Annotated in this window: 18 protein-coding genes, 24 tRNA genes, 1 rRNA gene and 1 riboswitch; of the genes, 5 read left to right on the plus strand and 38 right to left on the minus strand. The window is 37.9% G+C overall.

Annotated elements, in window-relative coordinates; all coding sequences use genetic code 11:
* Positions 1-25 precede the first annotated feature (25 nt).
* From MHH73_RS18635 to MHH73_RS18675, 9 genes are all read right to left on the minus strand, one after another.
* Positions 26-1,342 (minus strand): O-acetylhomoserine aminocarboxypropyltransferase/cysteine synthase family protein, encoded by a 1,317-nt coding sequence (locus MHH73_RS18635; protein ID WP_191817075.1) that lies wholly within the window; start codon positions 1,340-1,342, stop codon positions 26-28.
* Positions 1,343-1,421: 79 nt separating this feature from the next.
* Positions 1,422-1,527, minus strand: a riboswitch (SAM riboswitch).
* Between the two features lie 93 nt (positions 1,528-1,620).
* Positions 1,621-1,956: a hypothetical protein gene (locus tag MHH73_RS18640; RefSeq protein ID WP_191817076.1), complete on the minus strand. Its 336-nt coding sequence runs from the start codon at positions 1,954-1,956 to the stop codon at positions 1,621-1,623.
* Positions 1,957-2,217: 261 nt separating this feature from the next.
* A complete protein-coding gene (locus MHH73_RS18645) occupies positions 2,218-2,541 on the minus strand; it encodes a thioredoxin family protein (protein ID WP_191817077.1) in 324 nt (107 codons plus the stop codon).
* Positions 2,542-2,545: 4 nt separating this feature from the next.
* Complete coding sequence (locus MHH73_RS18650) at positions 2,546-2,908, minus strand: toprim domain-containing protein (RefSeq protein ID WP_191817093.1); 363 nt, start codon at positions 2,906-2,908, stop codon at positions 2,546-2,548.
* A 142-nt stretch (positions 2,909-3,050) separates the two neighbouring features.
* Complete coding sequence (gcvH, locus tag MHH73_RS18655) at positions 3,051-3,434, minus strand: glycine cleavage system protein GcvH (RefSeq protein ID WP_095371986.1); 384 nt, start codon at positions 3,432-3,434, stop codon at positions 3,051-3,053.
* An 86-nt stretch (positions 3,435-3,520) separates the two neighbouring features.
* Positions 3,521-3,877, minus strand: coding sequence for an arsenate reductase family protein (locus MHH73_RS18660; RefSeq protein ID WP_191817078.1), 357 nt, complete (start codon positions 3,875-3,877; stop codon positions 3,521-3,523).
* A 219-nt stretch (positions 3,878-4,096) separates the two neighbouring features.
* Positions 4,097-5,881, minus strand: a complete 1,785-nt coding sequence (locus MHH73_RS18665; RefSeq protein ID WP_191817079.1) for an acyl-CoA dehydrogenase family protein — start codon at positions 5,879-5,881, stop codon at positions 4,097-4,099.
* A gap of 216 nt (positions 5,882-6,097) precedes the next feature.
* Entirely contained in the window at positions 6,098-7,273 is a 1,176-nt protein-coding gene (locus MHH73_RS18670; protein ID WP_191817080.1) for an acetyl-CoA C-acetyltransferase, read from the minus strand.
* A 57-nt stretch (positions 7,274-7,330) separates the two neighbouring features.
* Positions 7,331-9,715: a 3-hydroxyacyl-CoA dehydrogenase/enoyl-CoA hydratase family protein gene (locus MHH73_RS18675; protein WP_191817081.1), complete on the minus strand. Its 2,385-nt coding sequence runs from the start codon at positions 9,713-9,715 to the stop codon at positions 7,331-7,333.
* Positions 9,716-9,935: 220 nt separating this feature from the next.
* On the opposite strand from MHH73_RS18675, the gene MHH73_RS18680 reads away from it, so the two are divergent.
* Both MHH73_RS18680 and MHH73_RS18685 read left to right on the plus strand, forming a co-directional pair.
* Positions 9,936-10,202: a hypothetical protein gene (locus MHH73_RS18680; RefSeq protein WP_191817082.1), complete on the plus strand. Its 267-nt coding sequence runs from the start codon at positions 9,936-9,938 to the stop codon at positions 10,200-10,202.
* Between the two features lie 12 nt (positions 10,203-10,214).
* Entirely contained in the window at positions 10,215-10,556 is a 342-nt protein-coding gene (locus tag MHH73_RS18685; RefSeq protein ID WP_191817083.1) for a spore coat protein, read from the plus strand.
* Between the two features lie 71 nt (positions 10,557-10,627).
* On the opposite strand, the gene MHH73_RS18690 is transcribed toward MHH73_RS18685, so the two are convergent.
* The gene (locus tag MHH73_RS18690; RefSeq protein ID WP_404826123.1) at positions 10,628-10,906 is read right to left on the minus strand and encodes a DUF2573 family protein; all 279 of its coding nucleotides are present in this window, start codon (positions 10,904-10,906) and stop codon (positions 10,628-10,630) included.
* Between the two features lie 84 nt (positions 10,907-10,990).
* Here MHH73_RS18690 and MHH73_RS18695 point away from each other — a divergent pair, with 84 nt between their 5' ends.
* Genes MHH73_RS18695 through MHH73_RS18705 form a run of 3 tightly spaced genes read left to right on the plus strand, consistent with a single transcriptional unit; the run spans position 10,991 to position 14,654 of the window.
* Complete coding sequence (locus MHH73_RS18695; RefSeq protein WP_191817085.1) at positions 10,991-12,472, plus strand: spore germination protein; 1,482 nt, start codon at positions 10,991-10,993, stop codon at positions 12,470-12,472.
* Between the two features lie 26 nt (positions 12,473-12,498).
* On the plus strand, positions 12,499-13,587 hold the full coding sequence (locus tag MHH73_RS18700) for a GerAB/ArcD/ProY family transporter (RefSeq protein ID WP_191817086.1): 1,089 nt from the start codon (positions 12,499-12,501) through the stop codon (positions 13,585-13,587).
* Complete coding sequence (locus MHH73_RS18705) at positions 13,584-14,654, plus strand: Ger(x)C family spore germination protein (RefSeq protein ID WP_191817087.1); 1,071 nt, start codon at positions 13,584-13,586, stop codon at positions 14,652-14,654. Before MHH73_RS18700 ends, MHH73_RS18705 begins: the two co-directional genes overlap by 4 nt.
* Before the next feature lie 39 nt (positions 14,655-14,693).
* Here the strand turns inward: MHH73_RS18705 and MHH73_RS18710 are convergent, their stop codons facing one another.
* The 28 genes from MHH73_RS18710 to rrf all read right to left on the minus strand — a co-directional run bounded on the left by MHH73_RS18710 (position 14,694) and on the right by rrf (position 20,252).
* On the minus strand, positions 14,694-15,866 hold the full coding sequence (locus MHH73_RS18710) for an FtsW/RodA/SpoVE family cell cycle protein (protein WP_191817088.1): 1,173 nt from the start codon (positions 15,864-15,866) through the stop codon (positions 14,694-14,696).
* Between the two features lie 131 nt (positions 15,867-15,997).
* A complete protein-coding gene (locus tag MHH73_RS18715) occupies positions 15,998-16,762 on the minus strand; it encodes a DUF4931 domain-containing protein (RefSeq protein WP_191817089.1) in 765 nt (254 codons plus the stop codon).
* 190 nt (positions 16,763-16,952) lie between these two features.
* Positions 16,953-17,711, minus strand: coding sequence for a FixH family protein (locus MHH73_RS18720; protein WP_191817090.1), 759 nt, complete (start codon positions 17,709-17,711; stop codon positions 16,953-16,955).
* 303 nt (positions 17,712-18,014) lie between these two features.
* Positions 18,015-18,088: transfer RNA gene (locus MHH73_RS18725), tRNA-Arg, on the minus strand.
* A 16-nt stretch (positions 18,089-18,104) separates the two neighbouring features.
* Positions 18,105-18,179: transfer RNA gene (locus MHH73_RS18730), tRNA-Asn, on the minus strand.
* Positions 18,180-18,189: 10 nt separating this feature from the next.
* Positions 18,190-18,266: transfer RNA gene (locus MHH73_RS18735), tRNA-Ile, on the minus strand.
* Between the two features lie 7 nt (positions 18,267-18,273).
* Positions 18,274-18,344: transfer RNA gene (locus MHH73_RS18740), tRNA-Gly, on the minus strand.
* Between the two features lie 17 nt (positions 18,345-18,361).
* Positions 18,362-18,443 (minus strand) — tRNA-Leu (locus MHH73_RS18745).
* Positions 18,444-18,447: 4 nt separating this feature from the next.
* Positions 18,448-18,518 (minus strand) — tRNA-Cys (locus MHH73_RS18750).
* Positions 18,519-18,522: 4 nt separating this feature from the next.
* Positions 18,523-18,594 (minus strand) — tRNA-Gln (locus tag MHH73_RS18755).
* A gap of 16 nt (positions 18,595-18,610) precedes the next feature.
* Positions 18,611-18,686: transfer RNA gene (locus MHH73_RS18760), tRNA-His, on the minus strand.
* Positions 18,687-18,692: 6 nt separating this feature from the next.
* Positions 18,693-18,766, minus strand: a tRNA-Trp gene (locus tag MHH73_RS18765).
* 3 nt (positions 18,767-18,769) lie between these two features.
* A tRNA-Tyr gene (locus MHH73_RS18770) sits at positions 18,770-18,853 on the minus strand.
* A gap of 13 nt (positions 18,854-18,866) precedes the next feature.
* Positions 18,867-18,942 (minus strand) — tRNA-Phe (locus tag MHH73_RS18775).
* A 19-nt stretch (positions 18,943-18,961) separates the two neighbouring features.
* A tRNA-Asp gene (locus MHH73_RS18780) sits at positions 18,962-19,038 on the minus strand.
* A 3-nt stretch (positions 19,039-19,041) separates the two neighbouring features.
* A tRNA-Met gene (locus MHH73_RS18785) sits at positions 19,042-19,115 on the minus strand.
* Positions 19,116-19,129: 14 nt separating this feature from the next.
* Positions 19,130-19,222, minus strand: a tRNA-Ser gene (locus MHH73_RS18790).
* A gap of 16 nt (positions 19,223-19,238) precedes the next feature.
* Positions 19,239-19,312 (minus strand) — tRNA-Met (locus tag MHH73_RS18795).
* 27 nt (positions 19,313-19,339) lie between these two features.
* Positions 19,340-19,415, minus strand: a tRNA-Ala gene (locus MHH73_RS18800).
* 13 nt (positions 19,416-19,428) lie between these two features.
* Positions 19,429-19,505 (minus strand) — tRNA-Pro (locus MHH73_RS18805).
* Between the two features lie 8 nt (positions 19,506-19,513).
* A tRNA-Arg gene (locus MHH73_RS18810) sits at positions 19,514-19,587 on the minus strand.
* Positions 19,588-19,590: 3 nt separating this feature from the next.
* A tRNA-Gly gene (locus MHH73_RS18815) sits at positions 19,591-19,665 on the minus strand.
* Positions 19,666-19,683: 18 nt separating this feature from the next.
* Positions 19,684-19,768 (minus strand) — tRNA-Leu (locus tag MHH73_RS18820).
* Between the two features lie 9 nt (positions 19,769-19,777).
* Positions 19,778-19,853: transfer RNA gene (locus tag MHH73_RS18825), tRNA-Lys, on the minus strand.
* A 7-nt stretch (positions 19,854-19,860) separates the two neighbouring features.
* Positions 19,861-19,936 (minus strand) — tRNA-Thr (locus MHH73_RS18830).
* A gap of 15 nt (positions 19,937-19,951) precedes the next feature.
* Positions 19,952-20,027: transfer RNA gene (locus MHH73_RS18835), tRNA-Val, on the minus strand.
* A gap of 4 nt (positions 20,028-20,031) precedes the next feature.
* Positions 20,032-20,106: transfer RNA gene (locus MHH73_RS18840), tRNA-Glu, on the minus strand.
* A 29-nt stretch (positions 20,107-20,135) separates the two neighbouring features.
* Positions 20,136-20,252: ribosomal RNA gene (gene rrf, locus MHH73_RS18845) — 5S ribosomal RNA — on the minus strand.
* Positions 20,253-20,423: the final 171 nt, after the last annotated feature.

Consider the following 20,423-nt stretch of genomic DNA (forward strand, 5'->3'; position numbering starts at 1 on the left):
GATGTCAAATGTGAAATAATAGATGTTAGGCCCTTATATTTAATGAAGCAATACCCGTTGCCGCTTCAATAGCAGATTCAAGATCATCGATTAAATCTTCTACGTTCTCAATTCCAATTGATAATCGAATTAAGTCTTCAGGTACACCAGCTTGTTTTAACCCCTCTTGATTAAGTTGTTGATGTGTTGTGCTCGCTGGATGTATAATAAGACTTTTTGCATCACCTACATTCGCTACATGCGCGAAGAGCTCAACCGAATTAATAACCTTAGCACCTGCTTCTCGGCCACCCGATATGCCAAAAACGACAACTGCCCCTGCCCCTTTAGCTAAATATTTATCTGCTAATTCTTTATTAGGATGGTTTTCATCGCCCGGATAAAGTACCCAATTAACAGCAGGGTGATTATTTAAATATTGCACAATTTTCTTCGTATTCGCAATATGTTCTTTCATTCGAACGGTTAACGTTTCTAAACCTAAAGTGAATTGAAAAGCACTTTGGGCACTTAAGGCTGGTCCTAAATCTCTTAGAAGTTGCACTCTCGCTTTTGTAATATACGCGACAGGACCAAGTGCCTCACTATATACTAAATCATTATAACTCGAATCTGGCTGACTTAATCCTGGATACTTCTCTGAATTCCAATCAAATTTACCACCGTCAACAATGACTCCTCCCATTGTCGTCCCATTCCCAAGTAACCATTTCGTTGCAGAATGAACAACAATGTCTGCGCCATGCTCAATTGGTCGACACAGATAAGGAGTTGCAAATGTGTTATCAACCACTAACGGTACACCATTTTCATGGGCGATATTTGCAACAGCTTCAATATCTAGTACTTGTAAACTCGGATTACCAATGGTTTCAGCAAATACAGCTCGTGTCTTTTCATTGATTGCTGCTCGTAGTTCCTCTTCATTATTAATATCTATAAGCCTGACATAGATGCCGAACTTTGGTAAAGTGACTGTAAATAAATTATATGTACCTCCATATAAATTAGAGGCAGCTACAATTTCATCGCCCGCTTGAACAATATTAAGAAGAGCTAAGTAAATGGCTGCTTGACCACTTGCTAATGCTAATGCACCTGTTCCCCCTTCCAACAATGCTACTCTTTCTTCAAACACAGTAACCGTTGGGTTATGAATACGAGAATAAATATATCCTGTTTCTTTTAGGCCAAATAAGTCTTGTGCATGCTCTGTATTTTCGAATTGATAAGCATTATTTTGATAGATTGGCACCGCTCTTGCCCCTGTTACTGGATCAGGTTTTAGCCCACCATGCACACCAATTGTTTCAAATCGCAATTGCTTTTCTTTTTCTGCCATTTTACATCTCTCCTCTTTTTTAATTGGAAAGAAAAGACGACCAAAACCCCTCTTCACAAAGAAGAGGGGTTATCATCTCTTCTTATCTACCAGAGCTTTTATGCTCTGCTGGAATTAGCACCGTGTATTAAACAACCGGTTGCCGGGTTTCATAGGGCCAGTCCCTCCACCACTCTCGATAAGAATATTTAATTTTCTAATTATTCTAAGGATAGAATAACAACCTTTTTTTGGGAAGTCAATCTTTTTTTTAGGACATTTGATATATATATTTATGATTATTGCTGATTTAATAAGAAAATCGCATCTAATTTCAATAATTGTCTAAAAGTAGATTTAAGAATGATATGCTTTTCATCCACTTTCTTCTTTAGACTCGTACGTCCTTGAAGCAATGGATAAAAATGATTAGCAGTAGTTTGAATGTGGATATGATAACTTTTCAATGGCCGAGTATGTTTAATTAACAGCTTTTTCCGGTCTAATGTAAAATACAATAGGTTTTGTTCTAATTCTACTCGAATTCTTATAGGTTCCTTTAACATCGTTAAAATATGATCGTTTACTCTTAAGGATTGATTGAAATGGTAAATGAGTTCCTCTATTGAAACCACCTCCTGCCACGTCTTACATTCTATTATTCTGTTCCAAAAAATGAATTCCTTCTCCTAACTGTCGACTTTAACTGACAGAACATTTCATTTCCAACAACCTTCACACCTATTTCCCGAGAAATATGTCAAAAGCTAGACCTATCGACAGAAAAGAGATATTGCCAATGGCTTCTCTGTCTAAAATGAGCAAGGTAGACTTCACGTAAAATCCCCCAACTTTAAAGCATAAAAAAACCACTTATTCCTGAACAATAAGTGGTTTTAAAATTGAGACTGTAATTCATATGATTGAATTTGCTCAAGTAAATAAGGTACGGAATGGAAAGCATATAGCTTATCAACTAACTCTCCTTTTTTAAACACAAGTAAACATGGTACACTTTCAATTTCATATTTTTCTGCTACTTGTGGCAAAAAATTCAAGTCGGCTTTACCTATGGGAAGGTTCTTCAACATTTGCTCAGTAATTGTCAACATTTTCCCAGCAACTTGACATGTCCCACACATAGGAGTAAATAAATAAAATAAGCCAGATTGCTCCTGTGCGATCAAATCATTTAAGTCATTGTTTGACCATTCAATCATGTTATCATCCTTTATCTAAATACTCGGTATATATATCTATATTTGCACTTATTAAGACTGTCGCTAAATGATGTGCGGGTGCCGCCTCGACTTCACGATACATTTTATCAATATAGATATGCTCTGCCTCTGGTAACTCTCTCTTAAATTGTTTACGGAGTTTTTCTCCTGATGCGTCAGCATCGACTAATATATAGACTTCCTTACCTATTAAGTAATCAATTAATTCATCCAACTTCGATGTGCCAATCGTCCCATTTGTACATAAGATCTCTACAGGTTCTCTGATGATCCCTTTCACTTTACGTTTGTCAGATTTACCTTCAACAATAATCACTTTGTTGCCAGATTCTACATGCATGCTCATCACCTAATATATATCGTTTATATATTTTATAATATAATGCATTCTTACATTTGAACACTTTTCAGCACTCATCATGTTTATATAAAAATTTAGAAAAAGGTCAAACCATGTAATGATTTGACCTCCTCTATTTTAACGGCAATTAATCTTCTTTTGTCATTTCTTCATATTGTTCAGCTGTCATGAGCTTGTCAATTTCACTTGCATCGGATGGCTCAACAACAATCATCCATGCTTTCTCGTAAGGAGATTCATTCACAAATTCTGGACTATCGCTAAGTTCTTCGTTAATCTCAACGATTTTACCACTAATTGGTGCATATAACTCAGAAACTGTTTTAACAGATTCTACGCTACCAAATGGTTCATCAGCAGTTACTTCATCTCCTACTTCTGGAAGCTCAACAAATACGATATCTCCAAGTTCTGATTGAGCAAAGTATGTAATACCAATACGAACTTTATCTCCTTCTGTTTTTACCCACTCGTGTTCTTCTGAATAACGTAACTCTTTAGGTGTGCTCATGTTTCATACCTCCATTAATTTAGGAAATTGTTTATTTTAATGACCGTATAAACGATCGTTTAAAACGTATAAAGCTCATCCACCATTTACAGCCAATTTTGTTCAAACTCCGGCTCTTTAAATCCAACTGTGACTTTCGTTCCGTTTGTTGTTAATGGGCGTTTAATTAACATCCCATCAGATGCTAATAAATCCAACAGTTCAGACTCTGAGGCAGTTTTCACTCGGTCTTTTAATCCTAACTCACGATACTTTTGACCGCTCGTATTGAAAAACTTTTTCAGTTCTAACCCGCTCTTTTTGTATAAATCTTCTATTTCCTTGCGGGATGGAGGATTTTCCACTATATGTATCGCTTCATAGGCTATTTCATGTTCATCTAGCCATTTTTTCGCTTTTCGGCAAGTACCACATTTAGGATACCAATAGAAAGTAAGTGCCATGTTTTTTTCACCACCTATTTTATCATACCTCTATTCATGAATACTATCGTTTCATTAGCATAACATATTTCTTTTTATTTTCATAACGATGAATTGTAATTATTATCATATTAAAAACAAAACAAAGAGGCTCAAATTCGTTCTTGAGCCTCAAGTTATAACTTCGCAAATAGTTGAAGTAAATAGGGTTACTATCCTTCATCTCATTCCAGTGAAATATTATACTACGAACCTTTCAGCTTCAATAATTTTCTCAGCCACTTGACGTTTTTTCGCAATTACATTTGTTGGGGTATGTCTCGTAAACTTCTTAAGCGCTGAAAGCATCATACGTAATGTATCTCCTTCTTCCACACCTACTAAAGTTTCTTTCGCAATTAGCTCAATTTGATTAAATGCTTCCTGACAGAAAATTTGTGTGTACAATAACTTTTGCTCAGCTTTTTCTAATCCGTCTTTTACAATGGCTTTTTCCGTACGTAGAACCGTAGATTCCATAGAATAGGCGTAAGAAACAAGATCAGCAATGTTTACAAGAACTTCTTGCTCTTTATCCAAGGCTTTTCCGTATTTTTGTGCACCTAAACCTGCTGCAAGTAATGCGATTTTCTTAGCATTCTTTACAAGATATTTTTCTTGCTCTAATGCTTCAGTCCCCGGCTCTTCTGGCATCATCATCATCAATTCCTCTTGAAGTGCCATTGCTTTTTCGAATAAAGGCAGTTCACCTTTCATTGCTTTTCTAACATACGTTCCTGGTACTAAAAGACGGTTGATTTCGTTTGTTCCTTCAAAGATCCGGTTGATTCTAGAATCACGGTAAGCTCTTTCCACTTCGTATTCTGCCATAAAGCCATAACCACCATGTAATTGAACCGCCTCATCCACTACATAATCTAGAACTTCTGTAGAGAAGAACTTATTTAGTGAGCATTCTATTGCATATTCAGCTATAGACTTCGCTACTTCTTTACCGTCTTTGACTTCTTCATCACTCAGTTGACTCATTCTGTCATCAAATAGACCCACTGTACGGTAGACAGAGCTTTCAGCTGCATAAATTTTACTTGCCATTGTTCCGAATTTTTCCTTCGTTAAATTAAAGGCAGAAATAGGCGTACTGAATTGTTGACGTTGGTTAGCATAAGTGACCCCTAATTTAAAGGCATGCTTAGAACCCCCTACTGCACCTACACCAAGTTTGTAACGACCAATATTTAAAATGTTAAAGGCAATGACATGACCACGGCCAATTTCACCTAATACATTTTCAACTGGTACTTGTGCATCTTCTAAAATAAGTGTTCTTGTCGACGAGCTCTTAATACCCATTTTCTTTTCTTCAGCACCTGTTGATACGCCCGGATATTCTCTCTCAACAATAAATGCTGTGAATTGGTCACCGTTTATTTTGGCATAAACAACGAACACATCGGCAAACCCAGCATTCGTAATCCATTGTTTTTCCCCATTTAATACATAATGTGTGCCTTCTGCGTTTAATTTAGCGGTTGTTTTTGCTCCTAATGCATCAGATCCTGAACTTGGTTCTGTTAGTGCATAGGCAGCTAATTTTTCACCTGTCGCCAGCACAGGTAAGTATTTTTGCTTTTGCTCTTCATTTCCAAACAATACAATTGGAAGAGAACCAATACCCACATGGGCACCGTGTGAGATAGAGAAACCACCAACACGTGACATTTTTTCAGCGATAAGGGCTGAACTTACCTTATCTAAGCCAAGTCCACCGTATTCTTCTGGCACATCTGTACCAAGTAAGCCTAAGTCACCAGCTTTTTTCAATAGTTTTACAGAGCGATCGAATTCATGTTGTTCTAAATAATCCACTTGTGGTACCACTTCGTTTGTCACATAATCTTCTGTCGTTTTCGCAATCATGATTTGCTCTTCGCTAAAATCCTCTGGTGTGTACATATTTTCATAAGAAATATCTTCAATTAAAAAGCTTCCACCTTTAATAAATTTTTCAGTTTGTTTTGACATGTTCTTCATCCTCCATCTTCATTCTTTTTGCAGTTTCGTTAACTTTGTTATTTACAAATTTCTATTTCGCTTCATTGCTCCTTAGACACTCGTTTTCTGCAGGCTGACTCAAAACTTCTTTGATCTATTTCCTGTAGGAGTCAAGTGTCTTCCGCTCTATCACACGATTAGTTTTAAAAAGTAGTCAAAAGTTCAATCGTTACGAACATAGTGTTTTTAAAGAAGTTCAAACACACCTGCGGCACCCATTCCGCCACCAATGCACATCGTTACCACACCAAATTGCTCGTTTCTACGCTTCATTTCATGAATTAATGATAGTGTTAGCTTAGCACCTGTACACCCAAGTGGATGTCCTAAAGCGATAGCTCCTCCGTTAACATTCACTTTCTCTTCATCCAACCCTAACTCTCTAATTACTTGAATGGATTGAGAAGCAAAGGCTTCATTTAGTTCGAATAATCCGACATCTGATAGTTCTAACCCAGCTAGTTTTAAAGCTTTTGGAATCGCTACAATCGGTCCAATCCCCATAATCTCTGGCGGTACGCCACCGACAGCAAAGGAACGGAACTTCACTAAGGACTGCAGTCCTTGGGCATCTGCTTTCTCTCTGTCCATAATCATTACAGCTGCTGCACCATCACTTGTTTGTGATGAATTTCCCGCTGTAACTGAGCCTTTCACATTAAATGCTGGTCTCAGTTTCCCTAAAGTGGCAACTGTTGAATCGCTCCGTACACCCTCATCTTGTGAAAACTGAAAGGAGCGTTCTTTCACTTTATTATCCGCTGCAATTTGACGGAGTGTTACATCAACCGGAGTAATCTCATCAGCAAATTTACCTTCACTTATTGCTTTCGCTGCTTTTTGATGACTACGAACAGCGAAGGCATCTTGCTCTTCTCTTGAAATGCCGTATTTTCCAGCAACTTGCTCAGCTGTATGCCCCATACTCATATAATATTCAGGAGCTGTCTCGGCTAAAGTTAAATTAGGACGGACAACATGACCCATCATTGGTACAAGACTCATTGATTCTGCTCCACCGGCAATCACTGTATCAGCGTGACCAAGCATGATTTTTTCCGCGCCATACGCGATAGACTGCAACCCTGATGAGCAATAGCGATTGACGGTGATTGCTGGTACCGAGTCTGGAAGCCCAGCTAATGCACCAATATTTCTAGCCATATTCAAACCTTGCTCTGCTTCTGGCATGGCACATCCGATAATTAAATCATCAATATTGCCTTCATAATTTCCAGCTCGTTTCAATGTTTCTTTTACAACAAGTGCACCTAAGTCATCCGGGCGAACAGTGGCAAGTGAGCCTTTTTTTGCTTTACCGACAGGTGTTCTAGCACCTGCAACAATAACCGCTTCTTTCATTGCTTTTTCCCTCTCCTTCTACTCTTTGTATCTCTTATTCTTTCTAGCAATCTATGTTTAGTTACGGAGTGGTTTACCCTTTAAGAGCATATGTTGCATCCGTTGTTGAGATTTTGGCTCTGCAATAAGTTTTAGAAATGCTTCTCTTTCAAGGTCTAACATATATTGTTCATCCACTTCTGTACCAAAAGGCACCTTACCGCCAGCAATTACATACGCCAGTGCTTTGGCAATTTTTAAATCATGTTCAGAAATATAACCAGATAAATGCATAGAATTAGCACCTAAAAGTAATGCAGCATACCCTGTTTCACCTACAACTGGGAATTTCGCTTTTGCTGGTGGAACGTAGCCTGCAGCTGCCAATGCTAATACTGCTTGTTTGGCATCATAAATGAGATGATCTCCATTCACACTAATTGCATCCGAAGCATTCAAGAAATTATTTTCTCTAGCCTCTTCTCCTGAAGAAGATACCTTTGCCATCGCAATTGTTTCAAAGACTTTATTTGCTACGCTTTGTAGATCAAACTGAACTCCTTTAGGCATGCTTGCTAAATGCTTCAAATATAGTGACTTGTTACCTGCACCGCCAGGAATTAAGCCAACTCCTGCTTCCACCAAGCCCATGTAAGTTTCACTAGATGCTTGAATATGCGCCGCACTTAAAGCTACTTCCGCACCCCCACCAAGTGTCATACCGAATGGTGCCACGACGACTGGTTTTGCACTATACTTGATTTTCGTCATTGCGTTTTGGAAATGCTTAATGACCATATCTAATTCGAAGTAATTATCATCTTGAGCTTCCATTAACATCATTCCGATATTGGCACCGACACAGAAGTTCTTCCCTTGATTGGAGATAACAAGACCTTTATAATTTTTCTCTACCTCATCAATAGCAAAATTTATCATTTGAATAATGTCTAAACCAATCGCATTACTCTTTGAATGAAATTCTAAGATAGCGACGCCATCGCCTAAATCGATTAAGCTTGCTCCAGTATTTTTCTTAATGACACCTTGCTTTTCTTTTAATTGCTTTAAGTTTATTACTTTTGGGTTCAATTTAATCGGCTGATACTCTCCATTCTCATACACAAAAGTTGTCGCGTTCTCTTCCTTATAAAACTGTGTATGTCCATCAGCGATCATTTTTTCGACCCAGTGTGGAATGTCTATCCCTTCCGCTTTCATTTTGTTTACTGACTGTTCCAAGCCAATGGCATCCCATGTTTCAAATGGGCCCATATTCCAACCAAAACCCCATTTCATTGCATCATCAATGGATTGAATATCATCGGCAATTTCCCCTAGGAGTTGGGCAGAATAAATTAATGTTGGTGATAACACCTTCCACAATAATTCTCCAGCAGGGTCATCTGCGTATACAAGCGCTTTCATTTTGTTTGCTGTCCCTTTTTGTTGTTTAGCTATTTCTACCGCTGCCGTTTTCAACTTTTTACGAGGACCGTATTCCAATGTATTAGGATTTAATTCTAAAATTTCTTTCCCTTGTTTTAAGAAAAATCCTTGGCCTGTCTTACTGCCTAACCAGCCTTTGTCTAACATCTTATTCATAAAATCTGGTACATCGAATACTTGTTTTTCTTCGCCATCTACTTGGTCATAGACATTTTTCGCAACATGGGCAAACGTATCTAAACCGACAACGTCTAGTGTACGGAAAGTCGCACTTTTCGGTCTACCAATGAGTGGTCCCGTAATTGAATCAACTTCCCCAACAGTAAACCCGCCCTTTAACATTTCTTGTACGGTTACAAGGAGACCGTATGTGCCGATTCTATTGGCAATAAAGTTCGGCGTATCCTTTGCTATAACCACACCTTTTCCTAAAACATCCTCACCAAAAGTTTGCATAAAGGAAAGGACTTCAGGCGATGTTTCCTTAGTTGGGATGACTTCCAATAGTTTTAAATAACGCGGCGGATTGAAGAAATGAGTGCCTAGGAAATGCTTTTTAAAGTCTTCTGAACGTCCTTCAGCCATTGCTTCGATAGAAATACCAGATGTATTAGAACTGACAATTGTCCCAGGGCGACGATATTTGTCAACTTGGGCAAATACATCTTTTTTCACGCTGAGATTTTCTACAACAACCTCAATGATCCAATCAACTTCTTTCAAGCGCTCCATATCATCCTCGAAGTTACCCGCCTCAATAAGATGGATATTTTTCTTTGCTGTTAACGGTGCAGGTTTTTGCTTTAATAGTTTTTGCTTACCACTTTCAGCAATTTTATTTTTGAACTTTTTATCCTTAAGGGTGATCCCCTTTACTACTTCTTCTTTACTTAATTCGCGAGGAACAATATCTAATAAAAGTGTTGGTATACCAATATTCGCTAAATGTGCGGCTATTCCAGAACCCATAACACCTGAGCCTAAAACAGCAGCCTTTCTAATCTGTTTGGTCAACTGTTCTTCCTCCTTCGATTTTGAATGAATGCTCATTCATTTTTTCTGTAAAAAATTTTGGAAATTCCTTTGATACTTATAATAATAAAATATTTGCAAAATTTAATCAATCATTTTCCTTACAGATTTTCATTTCTTTTTCTCTTTTTTCTTTCTGCATAAATTTTTCAGCAATTGACAAACTATTTTTGAAGAGAATCATCAAAATGGAGGTATTGGGATGCAACAACAAAATACAAACTTTTCGAATCAACAAGGAATTATGCAACAACCCCCAGTTATGGTTTCGACAAAAGATGCACTTTACTTTAATGATATGCTTTCTTGGAATTTATTAGCGATGAAAAAAGCTCATTTTTACGCCGAACATTGTCAAGATCCTGCTTTAAAAACTGCTTTCGAACAATGTGGACAAATGCATCAACGTCATTATGAGCAAGTTTTGAAACATCTTAATACGACACAACCGTTTAATAATATGCAATAAGGAGGAGACTCAATGACTAATTCAAAAAAAGTACAAAATCCTGAAAAACAAATAGCTAAAACATCTCAAATGAATGATCGTGATTTTACAAACGACCTACTAGCAATGGAAAAGTACATGAGTGATTCTTATAGCATTTATTTAAATGAAGCTAGTAATCAAACGCTGTATGGAGATTTTATGCGTATATTTACTGAAACGAAGAATGAACAACGTCATCTATATAACCTTATGTTTGAAAGAGGTTGGTACAGTCTTGATGCAGCAGATCAACAAAGTCTGCAACAATCTTACCAACAATTCCAGGGATACTCTACACAATTTCCCTATGGAACAAACGGTAACATTCAATAGTTAGGATAAAGAAGTGATAAAACAAGAACAGATGTTGACAAGCAATCATCATCTGTTCTTGTTATCTCTATTTATTCATCAGTTTTTTGTTGAAGCCGCTGTTTTTCATTTAATTCTTTTATCTTTTTAATCATTTCCATCATTTCTTGCTTCCCATCAGGGTACAATTGATTCCAATGCTTCACTAAAGGTGGCATCTGTTTAGCGATAAATGAGTAAATTATCCATGATTTTACTTCTCTTTGCAATGTTTCATCACTTTCTCCTACTAACAATTCCGTATATTTTTCTACTAGTGCCTCTATCTTTTGCTCCATATCGTAAGCCAACTTATATCTCTCCTTTACCATTTTTAATCCTCATTCATAATGACAACAAATTTGGTAACAATATTCAGTAGATGCATTTAATACTTCTGATTGACGGTGATACCTTTGAGCATATGGGATAAGTTTAAAAAAATCAAAGATGATGGTTGGAAATCTTTATTAAAGCAGTCAACTGATTTTCAATCTACCTATTATTTTAATGAAAAAACGAATGAACGATTTGGTTTTCATTTTTATGCGACTTTAGTAGATGAACAAATTATCCAGGAAAGTGCTTTACCGGCGCTTTTAACCAAAAAATTTGAATCACTGGATGATTTGCACAAAATTGTTCCCATAGCAGACATTCATATTTTAAAAAACCCAAAGGATATAGAACAAAAGCTATTGAATGGATATGTACTTGTCACACTAGATTCTGATAAAAATCGTTTTGGGTTTATTGCCGCTCAAAAAGAAATTGTCCGTTCTCTCAGTCAACCTGAAATTGAGTTTTCTGTAATCGGACCGAAGGAAGCGTTTGTTGAGGCTATCGGTCAAAATTTAAACTTGATTAGAAAAAGATTACCTATTAAAGAATTAATTTCGCAAGAGTATACTGTTGGAAAACTTTCGAAAACAAAAGTAGCTGTCTTACATATAGAAGGAATTACGAATAAAGACAATGTCGATACTGTGAAACAACGTATACGAAATATTGAGATAGACACGATTTCCGATAGTTCTAATATTGTTGAATTATTAAGTGATAATTCCAATTCACTATTTCCACAATTGCTTGACACCGAGAGACCCGATCGTGTAGCAGCTATTCTTGCTGAAGGAAAAATCGCCATCATTGTGGATGGATCACCACATGTGTTAATAGCGCCCACAACGTTAATTGAATTTTTTAGCGCTTTCGAAGATTATTTTCTCAATTGGATTGTCGCTACATTTTTTCGTTTAGTGCGATTTTTTGCTGTTGTCTTTTCAGTTCTGGTTACACCGGTTTACGTTGCAGCTATGACTTATCAATATGAGCTCATTCCGCCAGACTTATTAGGGATATTGGTCACTTCAAGAAGAACCATTCCGCTCCCACCCATTCTCGAAGCATTATTTCTTGAGCTAACTATTGAATTATTGCGCGAAGCCGGAGCACGCCTCCCTACAAAAGTCGGGCAAACAATTGGTATCGTAGGCGGTATTGTTATTGGTACAGCATCTGTTGAAGCCGGTCTTACGAGTAACGTACTATTAATCTTTGTTGCATTAGGCGCATTAGGCTCCTTTACAACACCTGTTTATAAAATGGGTAATACAATCAGGGTTCTACGCTTTCCCTTTCTTCTTTTTGCACAATTTTGGGGTGTGTTAGGGATCGTTTTTTGTTTCTGTATTCTCATTGCCCACTTATTACGTCTGACTTCACTAGGAAGACCTTTTTTGGCGCCGATATATCCACTTAGATTAGCTGATATGAAAGATACACTTATTCGCACACCATTACAAAAAATGTCCAAGCGTCCACAAGTCTTAAGAACGCAAAAACCAAAACGATTTAATAAGAAGAAAGCAGAAACCCCAAAAGACATTGATGAATAATCCCAGCCTTAGTAGAGGTGATTAATATGCAAAGCCAAACGATTCCCAATAACTTAAAAATATCTCCCTATCTCGTTTTTTATGTGATTATCTCTATGCAAATTGGCATTGGCGTTCTAGGATACCAAAGAATTATTGCCGACTATGCTGGACATGATGCATGGATTTCCATTCTCATTCTTGGTAGTTATATTCATCTTGTATTATGGATGATGTACAAATTATGTGAAATGGTTAATGGAGATATTATTACCGTTCATGAGTTTCTTTTTGGCCGATTCATTAGTAAGGTGGTAAGCTTCGCCTTTATTTTATTTTATATCATTTATCTTCTATCCTTTATATTGAATTTTATTGAAGTTATTCAAATATGGATGTTTCCAGATATAAATAATTTTGTCTTTTCATTGTTTTTCTTACTTTTATCCATATATATTGTATACGGTGGTCTTAGGACAGTTGTGGGTATTTGTTTTTTTGGAACTATATTACCAGTCTATTTAATATTTACATTCACCTTTACTCTAAAGTACGCCGACTTCACCCACTTATTACCGATTTGGGAACATAATATTACTGAGTTACTACAAGCTTCCTATCATATGTCCCTCACTTCTGTTGGATTTGAAGCTATTTTATTCATCTATCCATTTATTAACAAACCAGAGAAGTCGAAAAAATGGGCACATATCGGAGTCGCCACCACAACAATTTTTTATACGGTATTAGCGATTATTGCTTTTTCCTATTTCTCAAAAAAGCAATTAGAAAATACAATTTGGGCTACACTTTCTATGTGGCAAATGGTGCAATTTCCATTTGTTGAACGCTTCGAGTATATTGGGGTCGCCAATTGGTGTTTGATATTATTACCGAATATATGTCTCTCTCTTTGGGTCGCTTCTAGGTTACTAAAAAGAGCCACTAAACTAAAGCAAAGAAAAGGTGCCATACTGATTTCAACCATCGCTGTTATTATTGTTACTCTTTTTGAGAAAGGCGTAGACATTGAAAGTTTTAATAACATTGTTGAACAGATGACTGTTGCTTTTGTATTCGTTTATATTCCCTTATTGTACTGTTTATCCCTCATTATAAAGAAGGTGAAAACATGAGAAAATGGATTTGTATCATTTGCTGCCTGTTCATACTATCTGGGTGTGTAGAAAAAAGGATTATAGATGAACTTAATATTGCGGTCGCAACTGGCTTTGATCCTGATACGAGTGATGAGCATTTGTTAAAGACAACTTTTCTTATGCAAATATTTAATAAAGAAATGAGTGTAGAGAACAAAACTGTCACAACAAGCGGCGACCTCAGGAGAGAGACATTGTATAAAGCAAACCGGCAATCACCCTCGCCTATTGTGGTCGGAGGTTTAAGGCTTACTTTATATAATATTGCCATTGCCGAACGTGGATTAACTCCTTATGTAGATGCTTATCAGCGAGATGCATCCATTGGAAAACGAATCTACTTCGCAACCACAGATAGTAGTACAGAAGAAATATTAAAAGGAGAATACGGCCCCCAAGGGAATGGAACCTTTATATCAGACTTAATTGATCATAATATTGAATATGGTGATTTACCTAAAACGAACTTAACCTTATTTATGAGAGATTTTTATCAAGAAGGGAAGGATGTTTTTTTACCACACATCAAAAAAATAAATGAGCAGGAAATTGAACTAGACGGGATATCTTTATTTAAAGATCATGCTTCATATAAAATTCTTCCAAGTGATAAATTATTTTATTTTAAATTACTAGTTGACCGTTATAGTAAAGGCGATTTCGCTATCGACTTGCCGGATGGTGAAAAATTAGCTATTAAAAGTATACATTCCAGTCATAAATATAAATTAGACACCAATAATCCAACAAACATCACCATTAAAATCAAAGTCCAAGGGAATATAAAGGAATATTCCGGAAATAATTTGAATGATGATAAAATAAAAGAAATAACGAAATTTATCGATAAGAAAATAAAAAATGAATGTACAGCGCTTATTCAGTCTTTTCAAGAAGATAATGTCGATCCAATCGGAATAGGGAAGGAATATAGCACAAAAATCAGGAATTTTGATTATGAAGAATGGAAAAAGGGATATCCCGACTTAAACATTAAAGTTGATACGAAGGTAGTTATATTGGATATTGGTACATCTATCTAAATAGCATTAACCCGAGAATAAAGATTCTCGGGTTTTTTCTTACGATGATCTGGAAAACATGTATCGTTTACTATGAAAACCAATTGAAAAAATCAGCCCCATGGCCAGCATATTGCCCATGAGCGAGCTTCCTCCATAACTTATGAATGGTAGTGGAATCCCAGTAATCGGTAAAACACCAATTGTCATTCCGATATTTTGAAAGACATGAAAGGTAATTAAACTAATTACCCCTACACAAACATAGGTATAGAATGGCGTTCTCGTACTAATGCCTACTTTAGTCAAATGATAAATTAATAAGAAAAATAAACTCACTACCACACTTGCCCCAACAAAACCGAACTCTTCTCCTATAATACTAAAGATAAAATCTGTGTGACTCTCTGGTAAGTAAACTTCTCTTGTGCCATATCCCTTTCCTGTTGTCTCTCCAGAACCAATTGCAAGTAAGGAACGCGTTAATTGAAATCCTGTAGAACTTTGATAATTATAAGGATCGATCCAAGAATAAATTCGCCCTAATTGGTATTCCTTCACGCCCAAATATTTTTCCAACAACTCTGGGTGCCACAATACAAAATAAAAAATAGAAACAACTAGCGTAACACCTACACTTACAATAGGTGCGAGTATTTTCCATGTAATACCTGAAATGAAAACCATTCCGAGCATTATGGCTAAAATTACTAAGGAAGTGCCTAAATCCGGTTGTTGCATGATGAGTAATAAAGGGAATCCCGTAACAACTAGCATTTTAAATAATAGGAAAAAATCTGTTTTTACTGTTTTTAATTGTGTCTTTTGATGATGATCATCGATGACCCTGGCTAGAGCGAGTATAAGAAAAACCTTAACTAACTCAGCTGGCTGTATTTGCCCAAGACCAGGCAGTCGTATCCATGATTTAGCGCCATTAATTACCGGAGCAATACTCTCAGGTGCGACAACAAGAAATCCAAGTAGCAATAGTCCAAAACCGTAAGCATACCAAGAGATTTTCTTTAATTGCTCAGCATCTAATGTTATGACCGCTAGTATAATCCCTATACCCACTACATACCATACAATTTGCTTAAGTAAAAAATTTTCACCGTATTGTTCAGTTGTTTGTGCACTATATATGGAAATACAGCTAACTAAAAACAATAAAAATAAAATAAGAACTAAAGTATAATCAATTCTCGATGTTGTCGTTCGTTTAGAAGTCATTAATCAATCTCCTTATGAAACAAAGGCTCTTCATTAAAAATAATCTGTGTACAATACTTCATTATATTTTTTTTAGATAAAAATCACAACTGCTACGTATATTTCTTTTTTGTAACAGAGTAATCATTCACCTATAATTGTACATATTTACTTTGAATATCTTTTACCATCCACATAATATTATTAGGTACTTGCGGCAAGAAAAATCCGATAAAAAGCGGACTTGTTACGTATCGAGGGACAATCTTTGCATATATCTCATTCTCAAAATGGTAAAAAAATAGATTATAACTGTTACATGTAAATGGAAAATCTCTCAGAATATATTTCGTTGCCATTTGAATATATTTAGCAAACGCTGCTATATCCCTTTTCTCACCTAATTTAACATTAAATTCATAAAAGCCAATACGTGGTTTATTCGATAGAGAAAATTCAGTATCACCATGTTGATCAATTAATTCTCCTACAAAATCGTCAACCTGAACTTTATGTTGATACACAATATCATATAAGCCAACAATTTGCATATGAGGATGAGCAATGCTTCCACCTGAATGAGGTCCATGATTCTTGAAAAAAATCACAGATTTATATTTATCACTTTTCTCCATACTTAACCATTTGTCTAAACCAAATGTAATCAAGCTGACTAAATGCTTGTCATCATATTGTGAAAGTTCCGAGTTACACTTATCTGTCTCGATTAAGACCGTTTGATGAGCATTTTCTAAAACGGGATATTTATTCTCCAACCAAATGATTGGACCTTCCTCCGCAATAATATTCGTCAATTGCTCTCTCTGACAGAATGGACACACTTGTTCTTTATTCCTTATACTATTAGGTTTCTGTTTACCAATGCTTGTATTAAAAAATAAATGAGTATTTGTCATTAGCTATTCTCTCCTGATTTCAATTACTTACTTCTATTATAAAGGGCTTCTTCTTTATAGTGTGAAAGTTTGATTATGATTAGTATAAAATTCATCAATATTAAAGGCAACTTCACTTGCTTAACAAGAAAACTACCTATTAAATAAGCTAAAAAAGATATCTGCATATGCAAATATCTTTCTTTTACCGTTAATTTACTATGACCTCAAACTCACTATGTTCATGTAAACCTTCATCGTTTTCAACATGAACGACAATCTTGTATGTTCCATTATCAGTAAATGCATAGGTTGCTGTATACATCCCACTAGTTTGCTCTGCTGCATCTACCCAAGCCACCTGATGTTCATCAATTGTTTGAACGATTTCTAACCTCACATTTGCCTCTTCAAGTCCATGTTCTTCTTTAGTTATATGAATATCAAATGGCGTTTCCTCATTCGTCTTAATATCAGCAGTAGGACTTATATGTATCGCTACATTTCCATCATGCTCATGTGCGCTGTGGCCTTGATTTTCTTCTTCGTTATCTATTATAGCACTACCTACCGCCACTTTAACCTTAGGCATCGTGTGCATACTTCTTGCTGTGACATGTGACTGAATATGATAGATAGCATCTTTTTCAAATGTATAAGATGCCACATACTTTCCATCATTCTCGTGATCAGCTTCTATTAATTCACTATTATCCTTTTTCCCATCTTCCCACACTTCAAATTTCACTTCATCTGCATCTTCCACAGACTCGTCTCCCTGAGTAACGCTCACTTCCAAACGCACTTCTTCGTTCCTTGTAATCTGACTTGGTATTGAGATACTGGCATCGATTGCAGCAGGAACTGATCCTTCGCTACCACTAGAATCTGCATCATTCCCCGCACTTCCACAAGCAGCTAGAAAAGTAATCATGATTACAGAAAACATTGTTGATATCCACTTCTTCATAAAAAGCCCCTCTTTCTTAAACTTCTAATCCTTCTTATTTTATTTTACTAATAATATGTGTTAGAAAAGTGAAATAATTTGTTAATAATAAAAATAAGTAAAGTGAAGAAATAATAGGTATAAGAAAAGATTCATTTGGAGAAACTTTTATTACAAGTGTAAATCCCCCTTTTTAGCTTCCATTTATGGAAGCTTTTTTTATGGACTATTCAATATAGCTTTAACTAGATGCTAGAAGCTGGTTTTAAAACTTAATCATACAAAAAAAGCTCATAAATCTTATAAAAGATTTATGAGCTTTGACGCGCCTTAGAGGATTCGAACCTCTGACCCACAGCTTAGAAGGCTGTTGCTCTATCCAGCTGAGCTAAAGGCGCAAACTAAAAATATGTATGGCTCCGCAGGTAGGATTCGAACCTACGACCGTTCGGTTAACAGCCGAATGCTCTACCACTGAGCTACTGCGGAATAATATAAATGGTGGGCCTAAATGGACTCGAACCATCGACCTCACGCTTATCAGGCGTGCGCTCTAACCAGCTGAGCTATAGGCCCCTATTTAAGCGGGTGAAGGGAATCGAACCCTCATCATCAGCTTGGAAGGCTGAGGTTTTACCACTAAACTACACCCGCATTTAAGAAATTCAACATACCGGTGGTCGGGGTCGAACCGACACTCCCGAAGGAACACGATTTTGAGTCGTGCGCGTCTGCCAATTCCGCCACACCGGCATAAAGGCAACACCCGGATTTGAACCGGGGATAAAGGTTTTGCAGACCTCTGCCTTACCACTTGGCTATGCTGCCATAACTGGGCTAGTAGGGTTCGAACCTACGAATGACGGAATCAAAATCCGTTGCCTTACCACTTGGCTATAGCCCAATAAAAATATTTAAAATGGGGCGGCTGATGGGAATCGAACCCACGAATGTCGGAACCACAATCCGATGCGTTAACCACTTCGCCACAACCGCCATAATTGGCAGGGGTAGTAGGAATCGAACCCACATCAAAGGTTTTGGAGACCTTCGTTTTACCATTAAACTATACCCCTAGATGGTGGAGGGGGGCAGATTCGAACTGCCGAACCCGAAGGAGCGGATTTACAGTCCGCCGCGTTTAGCCACTTCGCTACCCCTCCAAAAAAGACTAAATGGTGGCTCAGGACGGAATCGAACCGCCGACACAAGGATTTTCAGTCCTTTGCTCTACCGACTGAGCTACTGAGCCAAAATAATGAATATGTAAATGGCGGTCCGGACGGGACTCGAACCCGCGACCTCCTGCGTGACAGGCAGGCATTCTAACCAACTGAACTACCGGACCAGATTGCGGGGGCAGGATTTGAACCTGCGACCTTCGGGTTATGAGCCCGACGAGCTACCGGACTGCTCCACCCCGCGATAATAAATATTAATGGCGGAGGAAGAGGGATTCGAACCCCCGCGGGCTTTAACACCCCTGTCGGTTTTCAAGACCGATCCCTTCAGCCAGACTTGGGTATTCCTCCATTAATAGAAAAGCAATAGCGGCGGAGGGGATCGAACCCCCGACCTCACGGGTATGAACCGTACGCTCTAGCCAGCTGAGCTACACCGCCATAGTATATATTGTATAAAAATTGAATTGGTGGAGCCTAGCGGGATCGAACCGCTGACCTCCTGCGTGCAAAGCAGGCGCTCTCCCAGCTGAGCTAAGGCCCCTAGAAAGTATTCGTGGTCGGGAAGACAGGATTCGAACCTGCGACCCCTTGGTCCCAAACCAAGTGCTCTACCAAGCTGAGCTACTTCCCGAAACAAAACGCGCCCGAGAGGAGTCGAACCCCTAACCTTTTGATCCGTAGTCAAACGCTCTATCCAATTGAGCTACGGGCGCATATGGAGCGGAAGACGGGATTCGAACCCGCGACCCTCACCTTGGCAAGGTGATGTTCTACCACTGAACTACTTCCGCAAATATTGAAAATAAAAATGGTGCGGGTGAAGGGAGTCGAACCCCCACGCCTTGCGGCGCCAGATCCTAAGTCTGGTGCGTCTGCCAATTCCGCCACACCCGCATATATAAATGGTGAGCCATGAAGGACTCGAACCTTCGACCCTCTGATTAAAAGTCAGATGCTCTACCAACTGAGCTAATGGCTCGTACAAGTGGTGCCGGCCAGAGGACTTGAACCCCCAACCTACTGATTACAAGTCAGTTGCTCTACCAATTGAGCTAGGCCGGCAAATATGCACAAAAATGGTGGAGGATGACGGGATCGAACCGCCGACCCTCTGCTTGTAAGGCAGATGCTCTCCCAGCTGAGCTAATCCTCCAAAATGGTGACCCCTACGGGATTCGAACCCGTGTTACCGCCGTGAAAGGGCGGTGTCTTAACCGCTTGACCAAGGGGCCAAAAAATAACCCCAAAAATGGGGTAGCTTGCCCGGCAGCGTCCTACTCTCACAAGGGGACAGCCCCTAACTACCATCGGCGCTGAGAAGCTTAACTTCCGTGTTCGGTATGGGAACGGGTGTGACCTTCTCGCTATCGCCACCGGACTATGAAATTGTAAGGGAATCGTTCCCTCAAAACTAGGTAATGTTGAAGAAGATTGTTTTGAGTAATCGCCTATGCGTTGCTAGTTGGCTACTACTTACGTAGTGCTGTCTAGCTGCGGCGCCTAGGTGCTCGAGGTCATAAGCCAAATTTGTCATGAGGTTAAAGAACAA

This window comes from Cytobacillus sp. FSL K6-0265, from assembly GCF_038003465.1.
Classification (GTDB): domain Bacteria; phylum Bacillota; class Bacilli; order Bacillales; family Cytobacillaceae; genus Cytobacillus; species Cytobacillus stercorigallinarum.

What these genes read in the sequence shown, in the direction of transcription:
- MHH73_RS18690 (WP_404826123.1), bottom strand. Translation starts at nt 10,906, where the DNA reads ATGGTAAAGGAGAGATATAAGTTGGCTTACGATATGGAGCAAAAGATA.
- MHH73_RS18660 (WP_191817078.1), bottom strand. Translation starts at nt 3,877, where the DNA reads ATGGCACTTACTTTCTATTGGTATCCTAAATGTGGTACTTGCCGAAAA.
- MHH73_RS18710 (WP_191817088.1), bottom strand. Translation starts at nt 15,866, where the DNA reads ATGACTTCTAAACGAACGACAACATCGAGAATTGATTATACTTTAGTT.
- MHH73_RS18665 (WP_191817079.1), bottom strand. Translation starts at nt 5,881, where the DNA reads ATGTCAAAACAAACTGAAAAATTTATTAAAGGTGGAAGCTTTTTAATT.
- MHH73_RS18680 (WP_191817082.1), top strand. Translation starts at nt 9,936, where the DNA reads ATGCAACAACAAAATACAAACTTTTCGAATCAACAAGGAATTATGCAA.
- MHH73_RS18685 (WP_191817083.1), top strand. Translation starts at nt 10,215, where the DNA reads ATGACTAATTCAAAAAAAGTACAAAATCCTGAAAAACAAATAGCTAAA.
- MHH73_RS18700 (WP_191817086.1), top strand. Translation starts at nt 12,499, where the DNA reads ATGCAAAGCCAAACGATTCCCAATAACTTAAAAATATCTCCCTATCTC.
- MHH73_RS18645 (WP_191817077.1), bottom strand. Translation starts at nt 2,541, where the DNA reads ATGATTGAATGGTCAAACAATGACTTAAATGATTTGATCGCACAGGAG.
- MHH73_RS18715 (WP_191817089.1), bottom strand. Translation starts at nt 16,762, where the DNA reads ATGACAAATACTCATTTATTTTTTAATACAAGCATTGGTAAACAGAAA.
- MHH73_RS18705 (WP_191817087.1), top strand. Translation starts at nt 13,584, where the DNA reads ATGAGAAAATGGATTTGTATCATTTGCTGCCTGTTCATACTATCTGGG.
- gcvH (WP_095371986.1), bottom strand. Translation starts at nt 3,434, where the DNA reads ATGAGCACACCTAAAGAGTTACGTTATTCAGAAGAACACGAGTGGGTA.
- MHH73_RS18670 (WP_191817080.1), bottom strand. Translation starts at nt 7,273, where the DNA reads ATGAAAGAAGCGGTTATTGTTGCAGGTGCTAGAACACCTGTCGGTAAA.
- MHH73_RS18635 (WP_191817075.1), bottom strand. Translation starts at nt 1,342, where the DNA reads ATGGCAGAAAAAGAAAAGCAATTGCGATTTGAAACAATTGGTGTGCAT.
- MHH73_RS18720 (WP_191817090.1), bottom strand. Translation starts at nt 17,711, where the DNA reads ATGAAGAAGTGGATATCAACAATGTTTTCTGTAATCATGATTACTTTT.
- MHH73_RS18650 (WP_191817093.1), bottom strand. Translation starts at nt 2,908, where the DNA reads ATGAGCATGCATGTAGAATCTGGCAACAAAGTGATTATTGTTGAAGGT.